Below are 19,228 nucleotides of genomic sequence, written 5' to 3'. Positions count from 1 at the left end.
GAGCGCGGCACCATCATCCCTTCGGAAAATGCCGTTCGAACGAGAAGAGCGACGTCGGCAGTTTGGTGCCGCCGTCGAGGGCGAGGTCCGAAAGGATTTCGCCGATGACGCTGGTGGTTTTGAAGCCGTGGCCGGAGCAGGCAGAGGACACCACGACGTTGCGGTTGCCGGGGGCGAAATCGATGAGGAAGTCCTCGCTCGGCAGCATCGTGTAACGGCAGGTCGTGGCGCGGATACGATGCGAGGCGGCCTTGGGAAGGCGCTTTCGGGCGAAGGTGTCGAGCAGCTCGGTATCGGCGCCGTTGACGGGCGGATTGGGCAGCGTGGGGTCGATCGGCTCGCGGAAATGCGCATGGCGGCCGATCTTCACGCCGTCGGTGCCGATCGCCGGAAAGCCGAAGAAGGAGCCGTTCTCGCCGTCGTCGCGCAGGAAGCAGGTCATCCGGCCCGGCTGGGCGATGAAGCCGTCTTCCGGCTGATACCAGGCGACAACCTGACGGATCGGCTGCGCCTTCGAGACGAGTTCCGGAACGAGTTCGGCAATCCACGCTCCCGTCGCGACGATCACCTTCTTTGCACGGTAGCGGCCATTGGCTGAGACCACGGTGACGCCATCCGCATCCGGCGAAATGGCCTCGACCCGTTCGCCGAAATGCAGTTCGGCGCCATCACCAGCCGCAAGCTTGAGAAAGCCCATGATCGCCGCCTCCGGGCGGATATAGCCACCTTCCGGATCGAGGAGGCCGATCTCGTCATCATCGAGCGCGAAGGCCGGATAGCGCCGCGCCATTTCTTGCTTGTCGAGCAGCTCATGCGTCAGGCCGTGCATCTTGCAGGAGGCGAGCGTGCCGCTGACGATCTTACTGTCGGGACGGCCGATTTGGAGAACACCCGTCACAGTCAGGATCTCTTCCCGAAGTCGCGCCTCAAGCGCCCGCCAGTTCTCATAGGCGCGCTTCAGCAGTGGCACATAGGATGGGTCCTCGAAATAGCCGAGCCGGATCAGGCGGCTGTCGCCATGCGAAGAGCTTAGCGCATGCGCCGGATAATGCGCTTCGATGCCGATCACCCTGGCGCCGCGCGAGGCGGCGAAGGCCGCGGCAGCACTGCCCATTGCGCCGAGGCCAATGATGGCAACATCGAATTCTGCGGGCATAGCTCTCGTCTCTCGCATTATTGCGCCGGCATCTGCGCGGCGATCAGGGATTTCAGTGTCTCGATATCCGCGCCAAGCGGGCGGTCATCTTCGTAATGGGCAGTCACCGAACGGATGGCCGAATGGATCGCATCGGTTCCCTTGGCGCGGGCTCCGCTCTCCGTCAGGAAATCATGCGCCTGGGCTGCCGCCATCAACTCGATCGCCAGGATATGCTCGGCATTGTCGATGATGGCCAGCAGCTTGTTTGCGGCGGCCGTCGGATGCGCAAGAAAATCCTCCTGCAGAGCCGAGGTGATGCCGCCATCCGTTGAGGCGGGGGCGGCCAGACGGCGGTTCTCGTTGCTGAGCGCCGCCGCGGTATATTGCGCGATCATGAAGCCGGAATGGCTCCCGGCGTCGCTGGCGAGAAAGGCCGGCAGGCCGCTGACCAGCGGATTGACGAGGCGATCCGTCCGGCGCTCGCTCATTGCCGAAAGCTGGGCGAGCGCGATTGCGAGGCTGTCCGCCGCGAGAGCGAGAGCCGGAGCAACCGCATGCGCCTCGGAAGAGACGACAGGATTTTCCGGCGTCCCCGAGACGGCGGGATTATCGGTGACCGAAGCCAGTTCCCGATCGGTGACCGCGCCGGTCTGCTCGAAGACATCCCAGGCAGCGCCATGGGCATGCGGCACGGCGCGCAGGCTGAGTGCATCCTGCGTGCGCTTACCGGCGGCTTTGGCGATCAAGCCGCTACCGGCGAGGCGAGCCCGCAGCCCAGCGCCGACCTTGGCGATGCCCTTGGATGGCCGCAGCGCCAGGACGGCCTCATCGAAAGCCGCCATCTGACAGCCAACGGCCTCGAGCGTCAGAGCGGCCGCCGCATCGGCCCAGGAAAGCAGACGCTCGGCGCGGCCGAGAGCGACAGAGAGCAGGCCAGTCGCACAAGCCGTTCCGTTGACAAGGCTCAGCCCTTCCTTGGCGCACAGCACCAGCGGCTGCAGCCCGATCGCGGCAAGCGCCTCGCGTCCGGCTTTGCGCTCGCCCTTGATCGTCGCATAGCCCTCGCCGATCAGCACCAGCGCGGTATGGGCATTGTGGGTGAGATAGCCCGCCGATCCCTTCGAGGGCACTTCGGGGATGCAATCATGCTCAAGAAACGCGGCCAGCGTAGCGACGATCTCCGGACGGACACCCGAATGCCCATGCGAGAAATTGGCGATCTGCGCGGCGATGATGGCGCGGACTTCGCGTGGCGCCAGCAGCGGGCCAACGCCGCAGGCGTGGCTCAGGATGATGTTTCTGGACAAACGGCTCTGCGATTGCCGGTCGACGACCGTATCGGAAAGCGCGCCGACGCCGGTATTGATGCCATAGGCGCGGGTTCCCGCCGCAACGATGCTTTCGACGATGGCGCTGGCATTGGCAAGCCGCGCTGCGGCTTCCTTCGAGACGGACAGCGTCTCCCCGTCCCCGACCCTGGCGACGTCCCGCCATGAAAGGCGGTCTGCAACGACGATGCTCATTGACCGGTTCCGAAGTGACCGATGAACTGGCGGAAAGCGGGCGTTGCGCCGCTGCCGAACATCTCATCCGGCGAACCGCTGCTTTCCACCAGCCCCTCACGCATGAAAACGACACGGTTGGAAACGTTGCGAGCAAAGCTCATTTCATGGGTGACGACGAGCATGGTCATCCCCTCTTCGGCGAGCGCGCGCATGACGCGGAGAACTTCGCCGACCAGTTCCGGGTCGAGGGCCGAGGTCGGCTCGTCGAAGAGCATGACCTTCGGTTTCATGGCAAGCGCCCGGGCGATGGCGGCGCGCTGCTGCTGGCCACCCGAAAGATGCGCCGGGTAGGCATGGCGCTTGTCGGCGATGCCGACCTTTTCCAGCAGCACTTCGGCCTCGGCGATGCATTCCGCCCTGGGGCGCTTCAGAACGTGAACGGGACCTTCGATGACATTCTGCAGGATAGTCATGTGGGACCAGAGATTGAAGCTCTGGAACACCATGCCGAGTTCCGAGCGGATATGATCGACCTGCTTCTGGCTCGCCGGACGCGCGCGGCCATTCTTGTGCACCATGCGGATCTGCTCGCCATCCACCCAGATCTCGCCATCGCTGGCGGTCTCCAGAAGATTGATGCAGCGCAGGAAGGTCGACTTGCCGGATCCCGAAGCGCCGAGCAGCGAGATCACATCGCCATCCTGCGCCTCCAGCGAGATACCGCGCAGAACCTCATGCGTGCCGAAGCTCTTGCGAATGTTGCGAACGGAAAGACGGGTCACACCGGGCATAGTGATTTGCTCCTTAAGCCTTGAGTGCCGGCGGCACGGCGCGGCGGTGTTTGGAGAGCGAATATTCGAGCAGGGCCATGGCCTGCAGGATGAGGAAATTCAGGATGAGATAGATCAGCGCGGCGCAGAGGAAGACCTCCATCGTCCGGTAGGTCTGCGATATCAGGCGCTGTGCAACGCCCGTCACCTCCCAGACCGTCACTAGGCTCGCCAGCGCCGTCGATTTCATCATCAGCACGATCTCGGTCGAATAGGCCGGCAGCGCGTGGCGGAAGGCGATCGGCGCAATGATGCGGCGAACCATCAGGAAGCCGGACATGCCGATGGCGCGCGCTGCCTCGATCTCCTTCGGCGAGACGGCGCGGATGCCGCTGCGGAAGATCTCGGCCGAATATCCGGCAGTGCAGAGCGCCAGAGACAGCACCGCGCAGACGACCGGCTCGCGCAGGAACGGCCAGAGGAAGGAATAGCGGATGAAGCCGAACTGGCCGAGCCCGTAGAACACCAGGAACATCTGGATCAGCAGCGGCGAGCCGCGGAACACGAAGATGTAGCCCTTGGCGAAACCGGAAAGGATCGGATTGCCGCTGACGCGCATGGAGACGATGACGAGGGCCAGCAGGCCGCCGAAAAAGATCGACAGCGAAAACAGCATGAGGGTCGTCGGAACGGCCTTCAGCAGCGTGACCATCGTGGATGTGAGAAACTCGATATCCATCACGCCTGCCCCATGGCAGCCGGCGCCAGGCTGCGGTTGGCGCGCCGCTCGGCGCCGTTGAAGATGCGGTCGGACAGGCTGGTCAGCAGCAGGTAAAGCAAGCCGCCGGCGATGAAGAACAGGAAATACTGGCGGGTGGAGCCGGCGGCGACCTGGCTGGTGCGCATCAGCTCCGCAAGACCGGTCACCGAAATCAGCGCCGAGTCCTTCAGGCTTAGCTGCCAGACATTGCCGAGCCCCGGAATGGCAAAGCGCAGAACCTGCGGCATGATGATCCGGCGAAGCCGCATCATGCGGTGCATGCCGATTGCCGAGGCGGCCTCGAGCTCTCCCTTGGAGATCGCCAGATATGCGCCGCGATAGACCTCGGCCTGATAGGCGCCGGAAATAATACCGACAGCAAGCGCGCCGGCAGCAAAGGACGGCAGGCCGAGAAAGCCTTCATAGCCCAGCGCCCGGCCGATCGCGGTCACCGCCGACGAGCCGCCGAAATAGATCAGGTAGATGATCAGGAGCTCGGGGACACCGCGGAAGACGGTCGTATAGATATTGCCGATGGTGACCAGCAGGAAATTGCCGGACAATTTCGCCGAGGCGATGATCGTGCCGAGCACGGCCCCGATCAATAGCGCCGTCGCGGTGACGGCGAGTGTCATCAGCGTCGCGACGAGGAGCAGCGCGCCCCATCCATTTTCACCAAAGCCCAGGAGTCCCAGGGTTGCCATAGGTCCGATCCCCCGTCCGTTACGGCAGCAAGACAGCAATGATGACCTCCGGCTTGCGCCGGAGGCCGCGTAGCGGCGGCGTCAGCCGCCGGCGATCATTGCGGGCTGACGTCGACCTTGAACCACTTCATCGAGAGGTTCTTGACGGTGCCGTCGGCTAGCGCCGACTTGATGGCTTCGCTGAGCTTGTCGCGCAGGTCGGTATCTTCCTTGCGCACGCCAAGTCCTTCGCCTTCGCCCCAGATGGAGCCGGCGATCTCGGGGCCGGTGAAGGCCAGCGTATCGTTTGCGGATGCAAAGGCGTTGTTGAAGTAGACGGCGTCGTCGAAACCGAGGTCGATACGGCCGTTCTGCAGATCGAGATCGCGGTCGGCGCCGGTCTTGTATTCACGGACTTCGGCGATCGAACCGAAATTGTCATAGACGAACTTGGCATAGACGGTCGCCGCCTGGATGCCGATCGTCTTGCCCTTGAAGGCTTCCTTGAGGGCTTCGATTTCCTTCACGCCGGTCTGGCCGGGTGTCATCTTGATCACGGCGCCGGTTCCGGCCGCGTTGGCAAGGGGGCTGTCCTTTGCCGTTGCGAAGGCTGCGGGCGTCGCAGCATAGGGAACGGTGAAATCAATGATCTTCTTGCGCTCGTCGGTGATCGACAGCGCATCCATGATCACGTCGAACTTGCCGGCGTTCAGCGCCGGGATCATGCCGTCCCAGTCGGAAGCGACGAGCTTGCACTCGATCTTGGCGCGTTCGCAGAGCACCTTGGCAAGCTCCGGCTCGAAGCCGCCGAGCGTGCCGTCTGCATTGGTCATGTTCCAGGGGGCGTAAGCGCCCTCAAGCGTAATGGTCGCCGTCTTCCAGTCCTTTGCCATGACCGGAGCGGAGAGCGCTGCCGCGATGGCCGCACCCGCAAGAATGGTATGATGGAATTTCATTGTGTTACTCCTCTGAAGCTCGCTTTGACTTGTCGTCACCCACCGATCTGCGCCGGCTTGCCTCCGTCAGCGTCAGCAGCGGAAGTTGTATATGGTACCATATGAAAAAATTTGTGTTATGCAAGAATTAAGTTTAGATTTTTGGCGATTGATCATCGTGCCCGGGGATTAGGCAATGAAACGCAGCGGCGAGATGAAAAAAGAGCTGGCAGCCAATGACGCTACGCCGCTCTACGCAGGCGTCAAACAGATCATTCTGGACAGAATCCATAGCGGAGAGTGGCCACCGAAATATCGCGTGCCCTCGGAAAACGAGCTGGTACTGGAACTCGGCGTAAGCAAGATGACGGCCAACCGGGCGCTGCGCGAGCTTGCCAATGAGGGCGAGCTGATCCGCATCCAGGGCGTCGGCTCGTTCGTTGCCGAACGCAAGGGCGTATCGGCGCTTTTCGAAGTCCGCAACATCGCCGAAGAGATCGCCGAACGCGGCCATTTGCACGAGGCGACGGTGGTTTCCCTGGCCAGAGCCTCCGCTTCGCCTGACGTTGCCGATGCGCTCGGACTGGAGATCGGCTCGGCGGTTTTCCACTCGCTGATCGTTCACAGCGAGGACGGCGTACCGGTCCAGATCGAGGATCGCTACGTTCATCCCGAGGTCGCGCCCGACTATCTGGATCAGGATTTTTCGGTGATTACGCCGAACGCCTATCTATCGGCGATCGCGCCCTTGAGCGGGTCCGAACATGTCGTCGAAGCGACAGTTCCGCTTCCCTGGGAATGCAAGCTGCTGATGATCCTGAAGACCGAACCGTGCCTGACGATCCGGCGCCGCACATGGTCGGGCCGGCGAGTCGTATCGACAGCCCGCATCGTCTATCCCGGTCATCGCTACCGCCTGGAAAGCCGCAGCGGCATCCTGCCGACCGGCTAGTTGTATATGGAACATTCAGATACCGAGAGCGGCCAACGGCAGTCCGAGCGCTGAGCCCATGCGGCGAATATGCTGCCGGTCCTGATCCTTGCCGCTTTCCAGCGCCACGATCTCGCTGACGGTCAGACCGGATGTTTCGGCCATGTCGTCTAGGGAATAGCCCTTGCTGCGGCGCGCTTCGGCAAGCAGCACCGGGACACCTGTTACACTCTTAAATTCGCTGATATTGGCGGCCATGTTCATTGATGAATCTCCTGTCGGCTGCGGAGAAACGCGGACGATGGCCTGCGGTTCCCAAGCGCTGGCGCTGGTCACAAGACCATGACCGCCACGCCGGTCTGGATGCCGGACTGCCCCTCTTCCGCACGCACCCTCGCCGAAGATCGCAAAGACGTGTACGCTCCTGCCGGCGGGAGGAGCCGCCGAAGAATTGGGGGATGCGATGGCGTTGATGCATATTCGGCGGCGGAAACTTCCAAGAGGGCTGCCGTCGTCATGACCAACAGTCTGGCCGTCCCCTCTTTCGGCATCGCACGGCTCGTGCGCGAGGAATGGTTTCTGGGCATCGGGCTCGTCACCAGCGCCATCATCCTGCTCTTCGAAGACGCGCTGTTCGACCATTTGACCAACCCGGCCTGGTTTGCCGTCATCTTTCTCTGGATCTTCGCAGCCGTGCTCGGTTCGGCGCTTTCGGTCGTCCGCCATGCCGATCATCTCGCCGAACAACTTGGCGAACCCTACGGCACCTTGATCCTGACGCTGGCGATCACCTCGATCGAGGTCATGGCGATTTCCGCGGTGATGATCCATGGCGCCAACAACCCGACGCTTGCCCGCGACACGCTCTTTGCTGTCGTCATGATCATTCTGAACGGCATGGTCGGGCTATCTCTGCTGGTCGGCGGCTGGCGGCGGCCGGAGCAGCAGCACAACATGCAGGGCGCCAATGCCTATCTCGGCCTGATCGTGCCGCTGGCGGCGCTGAGCCTCATCCTGCCGAGCTTTATCCACGCCGACGGCAGCCAGGCCTCGACACCGCGACAGATGATCTTGGTGGTCATTTCGGTCGGCCTCTACAGCATCTTCCTGATGCTGCAGGCAGGCCGCCACCACCGCTATTTCAGCGAAGAGGGCGAAGCGGGGCAGCCGAAGCATCGCGCGCCTCTCCGGAAGGGCGCGATCTTGCTCCATGCCCTGCTGCTCTTCGCCTATATGGTGCCCGTCGTTTTCCTGGTCGAACAGCTGGCCCGGCCGATCGACTACATCATCGAGACGGTGCATGCGCCCGCAGCCATCGGCGGCATCATCATGGCCGTGCTTGTCGCAACGCCCGAGGCGCTGAGCGCCGTCCGCGCCTCGATCGCCAACAACCTGCAGCGCTCGGTCAACATATTCCTGGGCTCGGTGCTCTCGACCATCGGCCTGACGGTACCGGCCATGCTGCTGGTTGCCCATATTTCCAGCCATCCGATCAGGCTTGGCCTGGAAGGCACCGATCTGGTGATGCTGACTTTGACATTGGCCGTCAGCATGATCACCTTCGCCAGCGGCCGCACGCATATGATGCAGGGCGCCGTTCATCTGGTGCTTTTCCTTGCCTATGTTCTGCTGATCTTCCAGCCGTGACCGGAGCCAGCGACCATGACCCTTGAGCTTCTGATTGCGAAATACGGCCTGCTGGCCGTCTTTCTCGGCGCCGGCATCGAGGGGGAAACCATGGTCATTCTCGGCGGCGTCTTCGCCCATCGCCACCTGATGACCTATTGGGAAGCGGCAGCAGCCGCGGCCGCCGGGTCCTTCATCGCCGACCAGCTGTTCTTCTTCACCGGCCGCCACGCGCGGCGCTGGTCGCGCATCCGCAAGCTCGTCGATCAACCGGCCTTCCAGCGCGCCAACAGGCTTCTCGAGCGCTATCCCGCGGGCTTCATCTTCGCCTTCCGCTTCGTCTATGGCCTGCGCACGATCAGCCCGGTTGCGATCGGCATGTCGAATGTCCCGACCGCCACCTTCATGGCCGTCAACGCGGTCGCCGCCATCATCTGGGGCACGCTGTTCACAGCCATCGGCTATCTTTTCGGACAGGGCATCGAGCAGATCTTCGGCCACCTGCCGCTGCACCGGCACGTTCTCGTTGCCATCGTGGCAGTGGCGGCCCTGCTGATCGGCGGCGCATTCACCTATCGGAGGCTCCGCGCCGCCTAGCCCATTCGCCTTAGCCCGCCATGTTAGCAGGATCGATAGCGGGCTATTGCAATTCTGAAAAATACGGCTTCATATTGTGATAGCTTTGAACCTTGCAACCCTTAGGTTGCCGGGGACGCGCATAGGGACTGCAGCTCGTAGATTATGAGGTGACAGGGTGCGTGAGGGAGGGTCTCAGGGTTTTCATCTGCTTGCCGCGCTCCTGTGTGCGGCCGGGCTTACCGCCTGTGACGGCAACGGCAACACCTATGTTGCGCCGCCGCCCGCCAAAGTGCGCATGGCGCAGCCGCTGCAGCAGAACGTCACCAAATATTTCGAGCTGACCGGCAATACCGCCGCCTTCAAGTCGGTCGATATCGAAGCGCGTGTTCAGGGTTTCGTCGAGACGATCGACTACCGCGACGGCACCGCGGTCAAAGCCGGCGACAAGCTCTTCGGCATCCAGAGCAACACCTATCAGGCGCAGCTCGATCAGGCGCAGGCGACGCTGACCTCGGCTCAGGCCGCACAGGTCGGCGCCAATCAGGAATATACGCGCCAGGTCAATCTGAGCGCCCAGAAAGTCGGCACGCAGACGGCGCTCGACAACGCCAAGGCAACGCTCGACCAGGCGAATGCCACCATCCTGAACGCCCAGGCGAGCCTCGAACTGGCAAAGATCAATCTCGGCTACACGACCGTCACCGCTCCGTTCGACGGCACGGTCACCGCGCATCTTGTCGAGATCGGCACGCTGGTCGGCGTCTCCGGGCCGACGACGCTCGCGACCATCGTCCAGCTCGATCCGCTCTATGCCAATTTCAATGTCAGCGAGAGCCAGGTGCTGATGATCAAGCGCGAGCTTGCGGCGCAGGGCCATACCTTCAAGCAGACCGATCTTCCCAACATCCCGATCGAAATGGGCCTGCAGGGCGAAACCGATTATCCCTTCAAGGGCCACCTCGATTATGCCGCCCCACAGGTTGACGCCTCGACCGGGACACTGGCGGTTCGCGGCGTCGTGGAGAACAAGGATCGGGCGCTGCTGCCCGGGCTGTTCGTGCGCGTGCGGGTACCTGTCGGGCATGAGGACAAGGCGCTTCTGGTGCGCGACGACGCGATCGGCATCAACCAGCAGGGCAACTACGTGCTCGTCGTCGGCAAGGACGATACCGTCGAGCAGCGGCTAGTGAAGACAGGCCAGAGCGAGGGCCGCCTGCGCGTCATCGAATCCGGGCTCAGCGCTGAGGATTGGGTCGTCACCGAGGGTTTCCAGCAGGCCGTTCCCGGCAACAAGGTGGCGCCCGAGAAGGCGACGATGGAGATACCGGCAACGGCTGACGCCTCCGGGGCCGCGGCGCCCCAGGCCGGTGCCCAATGAGCCCCCGCCCTCCTTCGGCTGATATTCCCGGGAGGCGCGCATGATCTCCCGCTTCTTCATCGAGCGGCCGGTTCTCGCCAATGTCCTGGCGCTGGTCTTCGTGCTGATCGGCGCCGTGGCGCTCTTCCAGCTGCCGGTCGCGCAATATCCGAATGTCGTGCCGCCGACCGTGCAGGTGACGACCCGCTATCCGGGCGCCAGCGCGAAGACGCTTGTCGATACGGTGGCCCTGCCGATCGAGCAGCAGGTCAACGGCGTCCAGAACATGCTCTACATGCAGTCGACCAGCGCCAGCGACGGCACATATTCGCTGACGGTGACCTTCGCCATCGGCACCGATCCGGATCAGGCGCAGGTTCTGGTGCAGAACCGCGTGGCGATCGCCATGTCTTCGCTGCCCGACGCCGTTCAGCTCCAGGGCGTGACGACGCAGAAGAAATCGACCTCGATCCTCGAATTCGTCAGCCTCACCTCCCCTGACAGCCGCTACGACAGCCTGTTCCTGTCCAACTACGCCGTCATCAACCTGCAGAACGAGCTCGCCCGCCTGCCCGGCGTCGGCAATGTCTCGGTGTTCGGCGCCGGCCAGTACGCGATGCGCATCTGGATGAATCCCGAGCTCCTCAAAGCGCGGGGGATGACGCCGCAGGACGTGATCAACGTCGTGCAGCAGCAGAGCCAGGAAGTGACGGCTGGCCAGATCGGCATTCCACCGGTGCCCGCGGGGCAGGATTTCCAATATACGCTGAACGTCAACGGACGCCTGAACGAGGCGGCCGATTACGAAAACATCATCGTCAAGGTGGACGACCAGAATGGCGGGCGGATTACCCGAGTCCGCGATATCGGCCGTGTTGAGCTCGGCGCCCAGACCTATAGCCAGTCCTTCATGCAGAACGGCCGTCCGGCCGCTGGCATCGGCGTTTTCCAATTGCCGGAAGCCAATGCGATCACCGTTGCCAAGGACGTCGCGGCCAAGATGGCCGAGCTCTCCAAGAGCTTTCCGCCGGGCCTTGCCTATGACGTCCCCTTCGACACCACGAAATTCGTGACCGCCTCGATCGACGAAGTCTATGTGACGCTGATCGAGGCCGGTGTGCTCGTGCTGATCGTCATCCTCGTCTTCCTGCAGGACTGGCGGGCGATGCTGGTTCCGGCAACCACGGTTCCGGTCACCATCATCGGCGCCTTCGCGGCAATGGCCGCCCTCGGCTTCACGGTTAATCTCTCCACCCTCTTCGCCATAGTGCTGGCCATCGGCATCGTCGTCGACGACGCGATTGTCATCGTCGAGGGCGTGGCACGGCATATCGAGCAGGGCATGTCCGGCCGGAAGGCGGCCGAGAAGGCGATGGACGAGCTGTTCGGCCCGGTCATCGGCATCACGCTGGTGCTGATGGCGGTCTTCATTCCCGCCGCCTTCCTTCCGGGCCTCACCGGTCAGCTCTACAAGCAATTCGCGCTCGTCATCGCCGCCACGGCGCTGATCAGCGCCATCAATGCCATGACGCTGAAGCCGACGCAGTGCGCCCTCTGGCTGCGCCCGCCGGTGCCACCGGAAAAGCGCAATGTCTTCTATCGCGGCTTCAACAAGGTCTATGACAAGGCCGAGCACGGCTATACCCGGCTGATCGGCGGCATGGTCCATCGCAGCGGCCTTGCCGTTCTCGCCGCCCTCATCCTGATGGGCGTCGCCATCTGGGGCCTCACCCGGCTGCCGACGGCCTTCCTGCCGCTCGAGGACCAGGGCTATGTGCTGATCAGCGTGCAGCTGCCCGATGGTGCCTCGAAGGAGCGCACTGACGCAGTGATGTCCGAGGTCGGCAAGATCGCACAGCAGACGCCTGGCGTCGATCAGGTGCTGACGATCAGCGGCATTTCCATTCTCGACAACAGCGCCAGCCTGCCGAATGCCGGTGTCGCCTATGTCGTGCTCAAGGATTGGGACGTCAGGGGCAAGGAAAAGGGCCAGGACCTTTTCTCGATCTACGAGCACCTGAACGGCGCGCTGTCCGATGTCCTGAAGGCGAAGACGCTGGTCGTCGTGCCGCCACCGATCCAGGGCATCGGCAATGCCAATGGCTTCACCATGCAAGTCGAGATCCGCAACGGCAATTTCGACTTTCCACTGCTACAAGCCACAGCCGATGCGATCGTCAAGAACGGCAATGCGCAGTCCTCGCTGCAGCGGCTCAGCACCTCGTTCCGCGCCGGCGTGCCGCAGCTTTCGGTCTCGGTCGACCGCATCAAGGCGGAAACGCTCGGGATCACCACCGGCCAGGTTTTCTCGGCGCTCTCAGGCTATGTCGGCTCGAGCTACATCACCCAGTTCACCAAGTTCGGTCGCACCTTCCAGGTCTATGCGCAGGCGGCACCCGAATTCCGCATTCGTCCCGAGGATATCCGCAACCTCAGCGTCAAGGCGGGCGACGGCACGATGGTGCCGCTCGGCACCGTCGTCGACGTGAAGAGCGTCCAGGGGCCGTCGCTGATCAGCCTTTACAATCTCTACCCGACAGCAACGATCGTCGGCGGCTCTGCAGCTGGCTTCAGCTCCGGCCAGGCGCTCGACGTCATGGAACAGATTGCCGATCGCACCCTGCCGCCAGGAGCGGGTTTCGAATGGACGGCGCTCTCGTATCAGGAGAAGGCCGTCGGCACGCAGATCTATTTCGTTTTTGGTCTCGCCATGCTGCTCGTCTATTTCGTGCTCGCCGGGCAATATGAAAGCTGGATACTGCCGCTCGCCGTCCTGCTTGCCGTGCCGCTGGCGCTGCTTGGCACCGTCGGGGCCTTGAGTGCCGCCGGCGTCGCCAACAACCTCTACACCCAGATCGGCCTCATCCTGCTGATCGCGCTCGCCTCGAAGAATGCGATTCTCATCGTCGAGTATGCGCGCGAGAAGCGGGCAGAGGGCATGGAAATCCTGGAAGCTGCCGTGGAGGCCGCCCGCCTGCGCTTCCGCCCGATCCTGATGACATCCTTCGCCTTCATCCTCGGCGTCGTGCCGCTGGTGCTGGCGAGCGGCGCTGGCGCTTCGGCCCGCAAGTCGATCGGCATCTCGGTCTTCAGCGGAATGATCGCTTCGACCTGCCTCGCGGTCCTCTTCGTGCCGTCCTTCTATGTGGTGCTGCAGCGGTTCGAGGAATACAGAAAGCGCCGGGCAAACCCGGCGCCTCAGGCAGCAGAATGATCAGCGCCGCCTATTGAACGACGACGCGCACATAGACGCCGCCGCTCTTGGCGTAATAGCCGGAGCCGCAGCGGTAGTAATAGCCACCATAGTAGGCGCCATAAACACAGCCGGCCGGAAGAACCGCAATCGTGGTCGTCGTCCACATGACGGTGCGGCGCGTCGTGCGCCGCGCAACGCCGGCATAGGAGAGCGGCGTCAGCGGCCGGCCGATTACGGCTCCGGCCGGTGTGGCGAACTCGACCGACACAGGCATCCATCCATCCGGCTTCACGTCAGCCTCGGCGAGGAGGAATGCGCCGCTCAGCGCAGCGAGAAGGAAAGGTTTGATGTATCTCATTTGACTTCTCCCGGCTGGGTGGGCGCAGGCAGTTCGTCGAGCGATTGCAGCTCGCTCAGATCCACCTTCTTGGCGTTGGCTGGAATCTCGATCTTGTAGGAGGCATTGGCGACCTCGGAGCCGGTCTTGAAATCGCTGATTTCAAGCGTGTATTGCGGCGCCTGGCCGACATGCTTGCTGGTGATGACGTAGCGGCGCGGGATCGGCTTGTCGCCGGACTGGATCCAGATCTGCCAGTCGATCTCCGGCGTGCGGAAGGTCAGATATTCGCACTCGACACCGCCGACATAAGCGCTTGAAACATGCTTCGCCGAAGTCACATCCGTCATCAGCAGGTTGAAGGCATTTGCCGCCAGGAGATCGGCGCCGGGCGCCTCCATTCCCGCGCCAATCAGCCGGTCGAGCAATTCATCCACCGACCCCTTCGCCTCGATCGACGCATAGGCATCGAGATTCTTGCCGTGCACCGTCAGCGTCGAACCGTCGAAACTGACATCGACATCGGCAAAGCCTCCGGTTCGCGTCACCCTCAGCTTGTCCGGCCGTGACAAACTGGCGGTACCGGAGCTGACGAATTGCAGCTTCTCGAAGTCGGGCGTGACGGCCTCGACCGCCGACTGATAGGTGAAGGACATCGTCTTCTGCGCCGCGAGATAATCCGACATGGCCTTCAGAATGGCCTCCGCATCATCCGCGGCCGCCGATTTGGGCAGGATCAGGCAGGCCGCGAGCGAGCCATAGACGACGAGACGTGCAAGCTTTCCGATGGGAGAAACCGATGACATGGCAATGCCTTCCATTTGGGTCTTGTTGTTTCATCGAGTATCCGCCGGCGCGGATCGGAGACGCCTTCCGTGGCGCTCCGGCATGCAGAAATTTCGGCAGGCGAAAGCACGGCGGAAACGCGCCGTGCGATGAGCGGGGATCATGGATCAAGGATGAGCCTCCGCTCCGCCTCCCCTCGAAGCGGATGGAGACATTAGGCAGCGTAGCTAGAGACCGTTGGTCAGCACATGCTGGCAGGTCGGCGACAGGCGCTGAAAATTCTCGCGCAGGCAATTCACCCCGCGGCCACCGCCGAGCATCACCGATCGGCAATACGCCCGGAAATCCGGACCGCAGGTGCGGCGCATGACGATCAGTTCTTCGCGCGGTGTAAACGACGCCATCGGCATCGCCGCGGGCGCGCCTCCACTGGCCGTCTTGGCGGTATTCGCAGCGGGTGCGGATCCGCCACCGCCGAGCGCGCCGACCGCCGCTTGGCAGGATGGCGAGAGCGCCGCATTGTGCTGTTGAAGGCAGGCAAGCGCCTGCGATCCGCCGGGTGTCACGCCCGAGCACTGCGCCATGAAATCCGAACGGCAGGCCGATTTGATCGCATTCCGCTGCGCATCCGTCGGCTGTCCCGCTGGTTTCGGCGGAGCGGCAGGCGCTGCTGCAGCGGTCGTTGGCTGAGCCGCGGGTGTCTGCGCCGGCGCAGCGTCGCTCAATTTCTTCTTGCCGCCGAGCGCCGAGATCGCATCCCGGCACGCCTTCGAAAGTGACGCGTCATGCTGCTGCAGACAGTTCAGCGCCTCCATGCCTCCTGGCGTTACACCCGAGCATTGCGCGATGAAGTCCGACCGGCAGGCCGAGCGGATGGCGTTCCGCTGCGCATCCGTCGGCTGCTGCGCGTGGGCGGCGATCACTGGAAGGCACAAAGCGCCCGCAAGCGCCAGGGCCGCCAGCCTCACCAGCCGAAAACCGGATTTTTCATACAGAATTATCGCCCGAAAGGCCGCAAATTTTCCCATCGTTACCTCCCCCCAAGGAAGAACTTTCCGGAATATGCAGAAACGTGGCAGACCAAGGAAATAACGCAGGCCGGACAATCAGGAACCACGCCTCAAGTCTATCTTCGATTATTATAAATTAGCACAAACGGATACTATCGGAAAGCTTGTGAAGGCGTGAATTTTTCTGACAATTACAAGGCGTATATTCATCGACAGCTTGTTTTCTTGAAGACAACAAATACCGGCCGCCGCCGGAGGCAAGGCCGGGGCGGGTCTAAGGAAAGCTCGCCATATGAAGCGCCGGCCGCGTCAAAAGGGGCAGCCGTCCTTACAGATATTACATGATGCTACAGGCCCCAGCCGACACCAACTGCTAGCGTTCGCCTCCAGGACATCCCCTTCGAGCAGCAGCCGGAATGTGCAGATGGTAAAACGCGTTGCCCCTATTCTCCTTCTCCTGTTGCTGACGGGTTGCGGGCATCCTGATGGCGTCATGGTGCCGGTCGCGGCCTCGACGGTGGCCCCCGTGCCATCGAAGGTGGAGATGCTGGTGGCGACGACACGCCAGCCATCCGGCGACCCCGCCACGCTCTTCAACGGTGAGCGCAGCCCGAAACCCTACCTGACGCAGATCACCGTCTCGATCCCGGCGAAGCGCGAGGCGGGTACCGTCGAATGGCCGAAGCGGCTGCCGCCCAATCCGGCAACTGAGTTTGCCGTCACCCATGTCTCGCAGATCGATACGATCGCTCAGGGGCGGACGTGGTTCAGCCAGCATACGAAGGGTGGCCATGCGCTGGTCTTCATCCACGGCTTCAACAATACCTATGAGGATTCCGTCTTCCGGCTGGCGCAGATCGTCCATGACAGCAAGATGAATGCGGTGCCGGTGCTTTTCACTTGGCCCTCGCGCGCAGAGATCACCGCCTATCAATACGACAAGGAAAGCACCAACTATTCGCGCACCGGCCTCGAGCAGGCGCTGCGCACGCTGGCCGCGGATCCGAATGTGAAGGACATCACCGTCATGGCCCATTCGATGGGCTCATGGCTTGCGATGGAATCGCTGCGCCAGATGGGGATCCGCGACGGCCATGTGAATTCGAAGATTCACAATGTTATCCTCGCCTCCCCCGATATCGATATCCAGGTCTTCGCCAAGCAATATGTGGAGATGGGCGGCGCGCCGCGTCCGAAGCTGACGATCTTCGTCTCGCAGGACGACAAGGCGCTGGCGATCTCCAGTTTCATAACCGGCCGCGTCTCCCGTCTCGGCGCGATCAACCCGGCCGAGGAGCCATACCGCTCGAAGCTTGAGGAAGCCGGCATTACGGCCATCGACCTGACCAAGGTGAAAAGCGGAGACGGCCTCAATCACGGCAAGTTCGCGGAGAGCCCGGAGATCGTCCAGCTCATCGGCCAGCGGCTGATGACCGGACAGACGCTGACGGATTCCAACGTGTCGCTCGGCGAGGGCATCACCGCCGTGGTCGGCGGCACCGTATCGAATATCGGCACGGTCGCTGCAACGGCCGTTGCAGCGCCCGCGATCATCGTCGACCAGCCGCACCGCGCCAAGAAGAAGGCAGCCGACCAGACGCTGAGCGGCGATCTAGAACCACAGACGCTGACGCAGTAGGGATGTCATCATGAGATGGTTTCTGTCTCTCGCCGCCGCATTTTTCTTCGCCTTCGGCGCCTTGGCGCAAACCCCTGCGCCTGCTGCTCCTGCCGCTTCGCAACAAAAGATCGATGACCTCGTGCGCCTGTTGCAGGACCCCGACATCAAGGCCTGGCTTGACACCAGGGCCGCCGCAGCGCCCCCTGCAGCAAAGCCGGCGCCAGCGGCTGAAAGCTCCCCCTTGGCAAAATGGGAGGCCGTAGCACGTGGCCGCGTCCATGAAATACTGACGGCAATCCCGAATATTCCGACAGAGATCGGAGCCACCATCCTCCGTGTCCGGCAGGATGCGACGAGCCGCGGCTATGCCCCCGTCTTCGTCATCTTCGGCGGCCTCGTCGGTCTTGGCCTGATCGCCGAAGGGGTCTATCGCAAACTCGCCGTCCGTCGCGAAACGCTGATTGGCCGGCTGATCCCGATCGGCATCTTCACGGCGGCGATGGCGATCGTTTTCTTTGCGGTCGACTGGCCGCCGCTGGCGCGCATTTCTCTGCTTGCCTTTCTCTCCGCCTTCGTCGTCTTCCGCGTCGTTGCCGTTCTGCTCGCCGCGGCCGCCTCGACGCCTGCCCTGCGCAGACGGCTGACGCTCATTGCCGGGGTTCTCTGCCTGGCGATTTCGATCGCCGCGCTCGGCGAGCCGCTCGGCGTCTCGGCCCCGGTCACCGATGCCATCAGCTACTGCTTCTCGGCCGTCGTCCTGCTTCTGGCGATCGAAGCCCTCTGGTCGACCTCCGGCAAGACCCTGTCGCGAAAGGCCGCGCTCGCCGCATTTCTCGTCCTGCTCTGGCTGATCTGGTGCGTGAACATGCGCGGCCTCTTCTGGATCGGCGTCTATGCGCTTGCTCTGCCGTCAGCGCTGAACACCGTCGGCCGCATCGCCGGTTCCTTCGTCAGCGATCTCAGCAGTCTTCAGGGCATTATCGTCGTGCGCGGCGCACGCGCGATCGCCATTGCGCTCGCCGTCGGCTGGCTGGTGCTCGTCTGGCAATTCAATCCCGATACGCTGGGGCGCCGCGATCCGATCTTCGCCGCCCTGTTCTACGGCGCATTGAAGAGCATCCTGATCATCGTCGTCGCCGATTTTCTCTGGCAGCTGGCCAGAGGCTGGATCGACCGGACGATCCGTGTCTCAACCGACACGACATCGCTCGCCCCGGCCGATGCGGCGCGGCGGGCACGCTTCCGCACTCTTCTGCCGATCTTCCGCAATGCGCTCGCGGTCATCGTCGCGGTCATGGCCGGCCTCATCGTGCTGTCGCAGATGGGCGTGCAGATCGCTCCACTGATCGCCGGCGCCGGTATCTTCGGCGTCGCCATCGGCTTCGGGTCGCAGACGCTGGTGAAGGATGTCATCAGCGGCGTCTTTTACATGCTCGACGATGCCTTCCGCGTCGGCGAATATATCCAGGCCAAAGATTACAAAGGAACAGTCGAAGGCTTCAGCCTGCGCTCGGTGCGCCTGCGCCATCACCGCGGGCCCGTCTTCACCGTCCCCTTCGGCGAACTCGGCGCGGTGGAAAACATGAGCCGCGACTGGGTGATCGACAAGTTCAGGATCACCGTCGGCTTCGACACCGATATCGAAAAGGCGCGCAAGCTCACCAAGAAAGTCGGCGCGGACTTGAAGGAAGATCCCGAACTCGGAAAGCTCTTCATCGAGCCATTGAAGATGAAGGGCGTCGAACAGTTTGCCGATTACGGCATCGTCCTGAGCTTCGCGATGACGACGGTACCCGGCATGCAGACCTATATCCGCCGCAAGGCCTACGCCAAGATCCGCGAAGTTTTCCTCGCCAACGACATCTCGTTTGCCCAGCCGATGGTGCAGGTCGGCGGCGACGACAAGGGAGGAGGCGCAGCCGCCGCCCAGGCGCTCAGGGCCCAGCAGGCTGCGGCCACTCCGGCGAAATAAGCCCGTAAACGCAGCTGTTCGC

General features: G+C 62.8%; 17 protein-coding genes. 7 read left to right on the top strand and 10 right to left on the bottom strand.

Annotation, left to right across the window (positions count from 1 at the left end; translation table 11 throughout):
- Positions 1-13: 13 nt before the first annotated feature.
- From solA to ACEN84_RS27315, 6 genes are all read right to left on the bottom strand, one after another.
- Entirely contained in the window at positions 14-1,156 is a 1,143-nt protein-coding gene (gene solA, locus ACEN84_RS27340; RefSeq protein WP_413712372.1) for an N-methyl-L-tryptophan oxidase, read from the bottom strand.
- Positions 1,157-1,173: 17 nt separating this feature from the next.
- The gene (locus ACEN84_RS27335) at positions 1,174-2,661 is read right to left on the bottom strand and encodes an HAL/PAL/TAL family ammonia-lyase (protein WP_413712371.1); all 1,488 of its coding nucleotides are present in this window, start codon (positions 2,659-2,661) and stop codon (positions 1,174-1,176) included.
- Positions 2,658-3,434, bottom strand: coding sequence for an ABC transporter ATP-binding protein (locus ACEN84_RS27330; RefSeq protein WP_112711131.1), 777 nt, complete (start codon positions 3,432-3,434; stop codon positions 2,658-2,660). Before ACEN84_RS27330 ends, ACEN84_RS27335 begins: the two co-directional genes overlap by 4 nt.
- Before the next feature lie 13 nt (positions 3,435-3,447).
- Entirely contained in the window at positions 3,448-4,152 is a 705-nt protein-coding gene (locus ACEN84_RS27325) for an ABC transporter permease (RefSeq protein ID WP_112711132.1), read from the bottom strand.
- On the bottom strand, positions 4,152-4,877 hold the full coding sequence (locus tag ACEN84_RS27320) for an ABC transporter permease (protein WP_413712370.1): 726 nt from the start codon (positions 4,875-4,877) through the stop codon (positions 4,152-4,154). Before ACEN84_RS27320 ends, ACEN84_RS27325 begins: the two co-directional genes overlap by 1 nt.
- A gap of 95 nt (positions 4,878-4,972) precedes the next feature.
- Positions 4,973-5,812 (bottom strand): transporter substrate-binding domain-containing protein, encoded by an 840-nt coding sequence (locus ACEN84_RS27315; RefSeq protein ID WP_112711134.1) that lies wholly within the window; start codon positions 5,810-5,812, stop codon positions 4,973-4,975.
- Between the two features lie 175 nt (positions 5,813-5,987).
- On the opposite strand from ACEN84_RS27315, the gene hutC reads away from it, so the two are divergent.
- Positions 5,988-6,743: a histidine utilization repressor gene (gene hutC, locus ACEN84_RS27310; RefSeq protein ID WP_130281490.1), complete on the top strand. Its 756-nt coding sequence runs from the start codon at positions 5,988-5,990 to the stop codon at positions 6,741-6,743.
- 15 nt (positions 6,744-6,758) lie between these two features.
- Here hutC and ACEN84_RS27305 read toward each other — a convergent pair whose 3' ends face one another.
- The gene (locus tag ACEN84_RS27305) at positions 6,759-6,986 is read right to left on the bottom strand and encodes a helix-turn-helix domain-containing protein (protein WP_203430617.1); all 228 of its coding nucleotides are present in this window, start codon (positions 6,984-6,986) and stop codon (positions 6,759-6,761) included.
- A 252-nt stretch (positions 6,987-7,238) separates the two neighbouring features.
- Between ACEN84_RS27305 and ACEN84_RS27300 the strand changes: the two genes are divergently transcribed.
- From ACEN84_RS27300 to ACEN84_RS27285, 4 genes are all read left to right on the top strand, one after another.
- Positions 7,239-8,369, top strand: coding sequence for a calcium:proton antiporter (locus tag ACEN84_RS27300; RefSeq protein ID WP_112711137.1), 1,131 nt, complete (start codon positions 7,239-7,241; stop codon positions 8,367-8,369).
- A gap of 15 nt (positions 8,370-8,384) precedes the next feature.
- Entirely contained in the window at positions 8,385-8,945 is a 561-nt protein-coding gene (locus ACEN84_RS27295; RefSeq protein WP_112711138.1) for a DedA family protein, read from the top strand.
- Positions 8,946-9,102: 157 nt separating this feature from the next.
- Complete coding sequence (locus tag ACEN84_RS27290; protein WP_413712369.1) at positions 9,103-10,305, top strand: efflux RND transporter periplasmic adaptor subunit; 1,203 nt, start codon at positions 9,103-9,105, stop codon at positions 10,303-10,305.
- Positions 10,306-10,345: 40 nt separating this feature from the next.
- Entirely contained in the window at positions 10,346-13,498 is a 3,153-nt protein-coding gene (locus ACEN84_RS27285) for an efflux RND transporter permease subunit (RefSeq protein WP_413712368.1), read from the top strand.
- Between the two features lie 10 nt (positions 13,499-13,508).
- On the opposite strand, the gene ACEN84_RS27280 is transcribed toward ACEN84_RS27285, so the two are convergent.
- The 3 genes from ACEN84_RS27280 to ACEN84_RS27270 all read right to left on the bottom strand — a co-directional run bounded on the left by ACEN84_RS27280 (position 13,509) and on the right by ACEN84_RS27270 (position 15,631).
- Positions 13,509-13,838: a hypothetical protein gene (locus ACEN84_RS27280; protein ID WP_413712367.1), complete on the bottom strand. Its 330-nt coding sequence runs from the start codon at positions 13,836-13,838 to the stop codon at positions 13,509-13,511.
- On the bottom strand, positions 13,835-14,623 hold the full coding sequence (locus ACEN84_RS27275; protein ID WP_413712366.1) for a DUF2092 domain-containing protein: 789 nt from the start codon (positions 14,621-14,623) through the stop codon (positions 13,835-13,837). The genes ACEN84_RS27280 and ACEN84_RS27275 overlap by 4 nt, the downstream gene beginning before the upstream one ends.
- 207 nt (positions 14,624-14,830) lie before the next feature.
- Positions 14,831-15,631 (bottom strand): cysteine rich repeat-containing protein, encoded by an 801-nt coding sequence (locus ACEN84_RS27270; RefSeq protein WP_413712365.1) that lies wholly within the window; start codon positions 15,629-15,631, stop codon positions 14,831-14,833.
- A gap of 406 nt (positions 15,632-16,037) precedes the next feature.
- Here ACEN84_RS27270 and ACEN84_RS27265 point away from each other — a divergent pair, with 406 nt between their 5' ends.
- A complete protein-coding gene (locus ACEN84_RS27265) occupies positions 16,038-17,252 on the top strand; it encodes an alpha/beta hydrolase (protein ID WP_413712364.1) in 1,215 nt (404 codons plus the stop codon).
- 10 nt (positions 17,253-17,262) lie between these two features.
- Positions 17,263-19,206 (top strand): mechanosensitive ion channel family protein, encoded by a 1,944-nt coding sequence (locus ACEN84_RS27260; protein ID WP_413712363.1) that lies wholly within the window; start codon positions 17,263-17,265, stop codon positions 19,204-19,206.
- The last annotated feature ends 22 nt before the right edge of the window (positions 19,207-19,228 follow it).

This window comes from Rhizobium sp. Rhizsp82 (assembly GCF_047325115.1).
GTDB lineage: Bacteria > Pseudomonadota > Alphaproteobacteria > Rhizobiales > Rhizobiaceae > Rhizobium.
This window is presented reverse-complemented; position numbering and strand designations above follow the sequence as displayed.

Excerpts from the sequence above, each read along its gene's own strand:
- solA (WP_413712372.1), bottom strand. The coding sequence starts at position 1,156 with ATGCCCGCAGAATTCGATGTTGCCATCATTGGCCTCGGCGCAATGGGC.
- ACEN84_RS27335 (WP_413712371.1), bottom strand. The coding sequence starts at position 2,661 with ATGAGCATCGTCGTTGCAGACCGCCTTTCATGGCGGGACGTCGCCAGG.
- ACEN84_RS27330 (WP_112711131.1), bottom strand. The coding sequence starts at position 3,434 with ATGCCCGGTGTGACCCGTCTTTCCGTTCGCAACATTCGCAAGAGCTTC.
- ACEN84_RS27325 (WP_112711132.1), bottom strand. The coding sequence starts at position 4,152 with ATGGATATCGAGTTTCTCACATCCACGATGGTCACGCTGCTGAAGGCC.
- ACEN84_RS27320 (WP_413712370.1), bottom strand. The coding sequence starts at position 4,877 with ATGGCAACCCTGGGACTCCTGGGCTTTGGTGAAAATGGATGGGGCGCG.
- ACEN84_RS27315 (WP_112711134.1), bottom strand. The coding sequence starts at position 5,812 with ATGAAATTCCATCATACCATTCTTGCGGGTGCGGCCATCGCGGCAGCG.
- hutC (WP_130281490.1), top strand. The coding sequence starts at position 5,988 with ATGAAACGCAGCGGCGAGATGAAAAAAGAGCTGGCAGCCAATGACGCT.
- ACEN84_RS27305 (WP_203430617.1), bottom strand. The coding sequence starts at position 6,986 with ATGAACATGGCCGCCAATATCAGCGAATTTAAGAGTGTAACAGGTGTC.
- ACEN84_RS27300 (WP_112711137.1), top strand. The coding sequence starts at position 7,239 with ATGACCAACAGTCTGGCCGTCCCCTCTTTCGGCATCGCACGGCTCGTG.
- ACEN84_RS27295 (WP_112711138.1), top strand. The coding sequence starts at position 8,385 with ATGACCCTTGAGCTTCTGATTGCGAAATACGGCCTGCTGGCCGTCTTT.
- ACEN84_RS27285 (WP_413712368.1), top strand. The coding sequence starts at position 10,346 with ATGATCTCCCGCTTCTTCATCGAGCGGCCGGTTCTCGCCAATGTCCTG.
- ACEN84_RS27280 (WP_413712367.1), bottom strand. The coding sequence starts at position 13,838 with ATGAGATACATCAAACCTTTCCTTCTCGCTGCGCTGAGCGGCGCATTC.
- ACEN84_RS27275 (WP_413712366.1), bottom strand. The coding sequence starts at position 14,623 with ATGTCATCGGTTTCTCCCATCGGAAAGCTTGCACGTCTCGTCGTCTAT.
- ACEN84_RS27270 (WP_413712365.1), bottom strand. The coding sequence starts at position 15,631 with ATGGGAAAATTTGCGGCCTTTCGGGCGATAATTCTGTATGAAAAATCC.
- ACEN84_RS27265 (WP_413712364.1), top strand. The coding sequence starts at position 16,038 with ATGGTAAAACGCGTTGCCCCTATTCTCCTTCTCCTGTTGCTGACGGGT.
- ACEN84_RS27260 (WP_413712363.1), top strand. The coding sequence starts at position 17,263 with ATGAGATGGTTTCTGTCTCTCGCCGCCGCATTTTTCTTCGCCTTCGGC.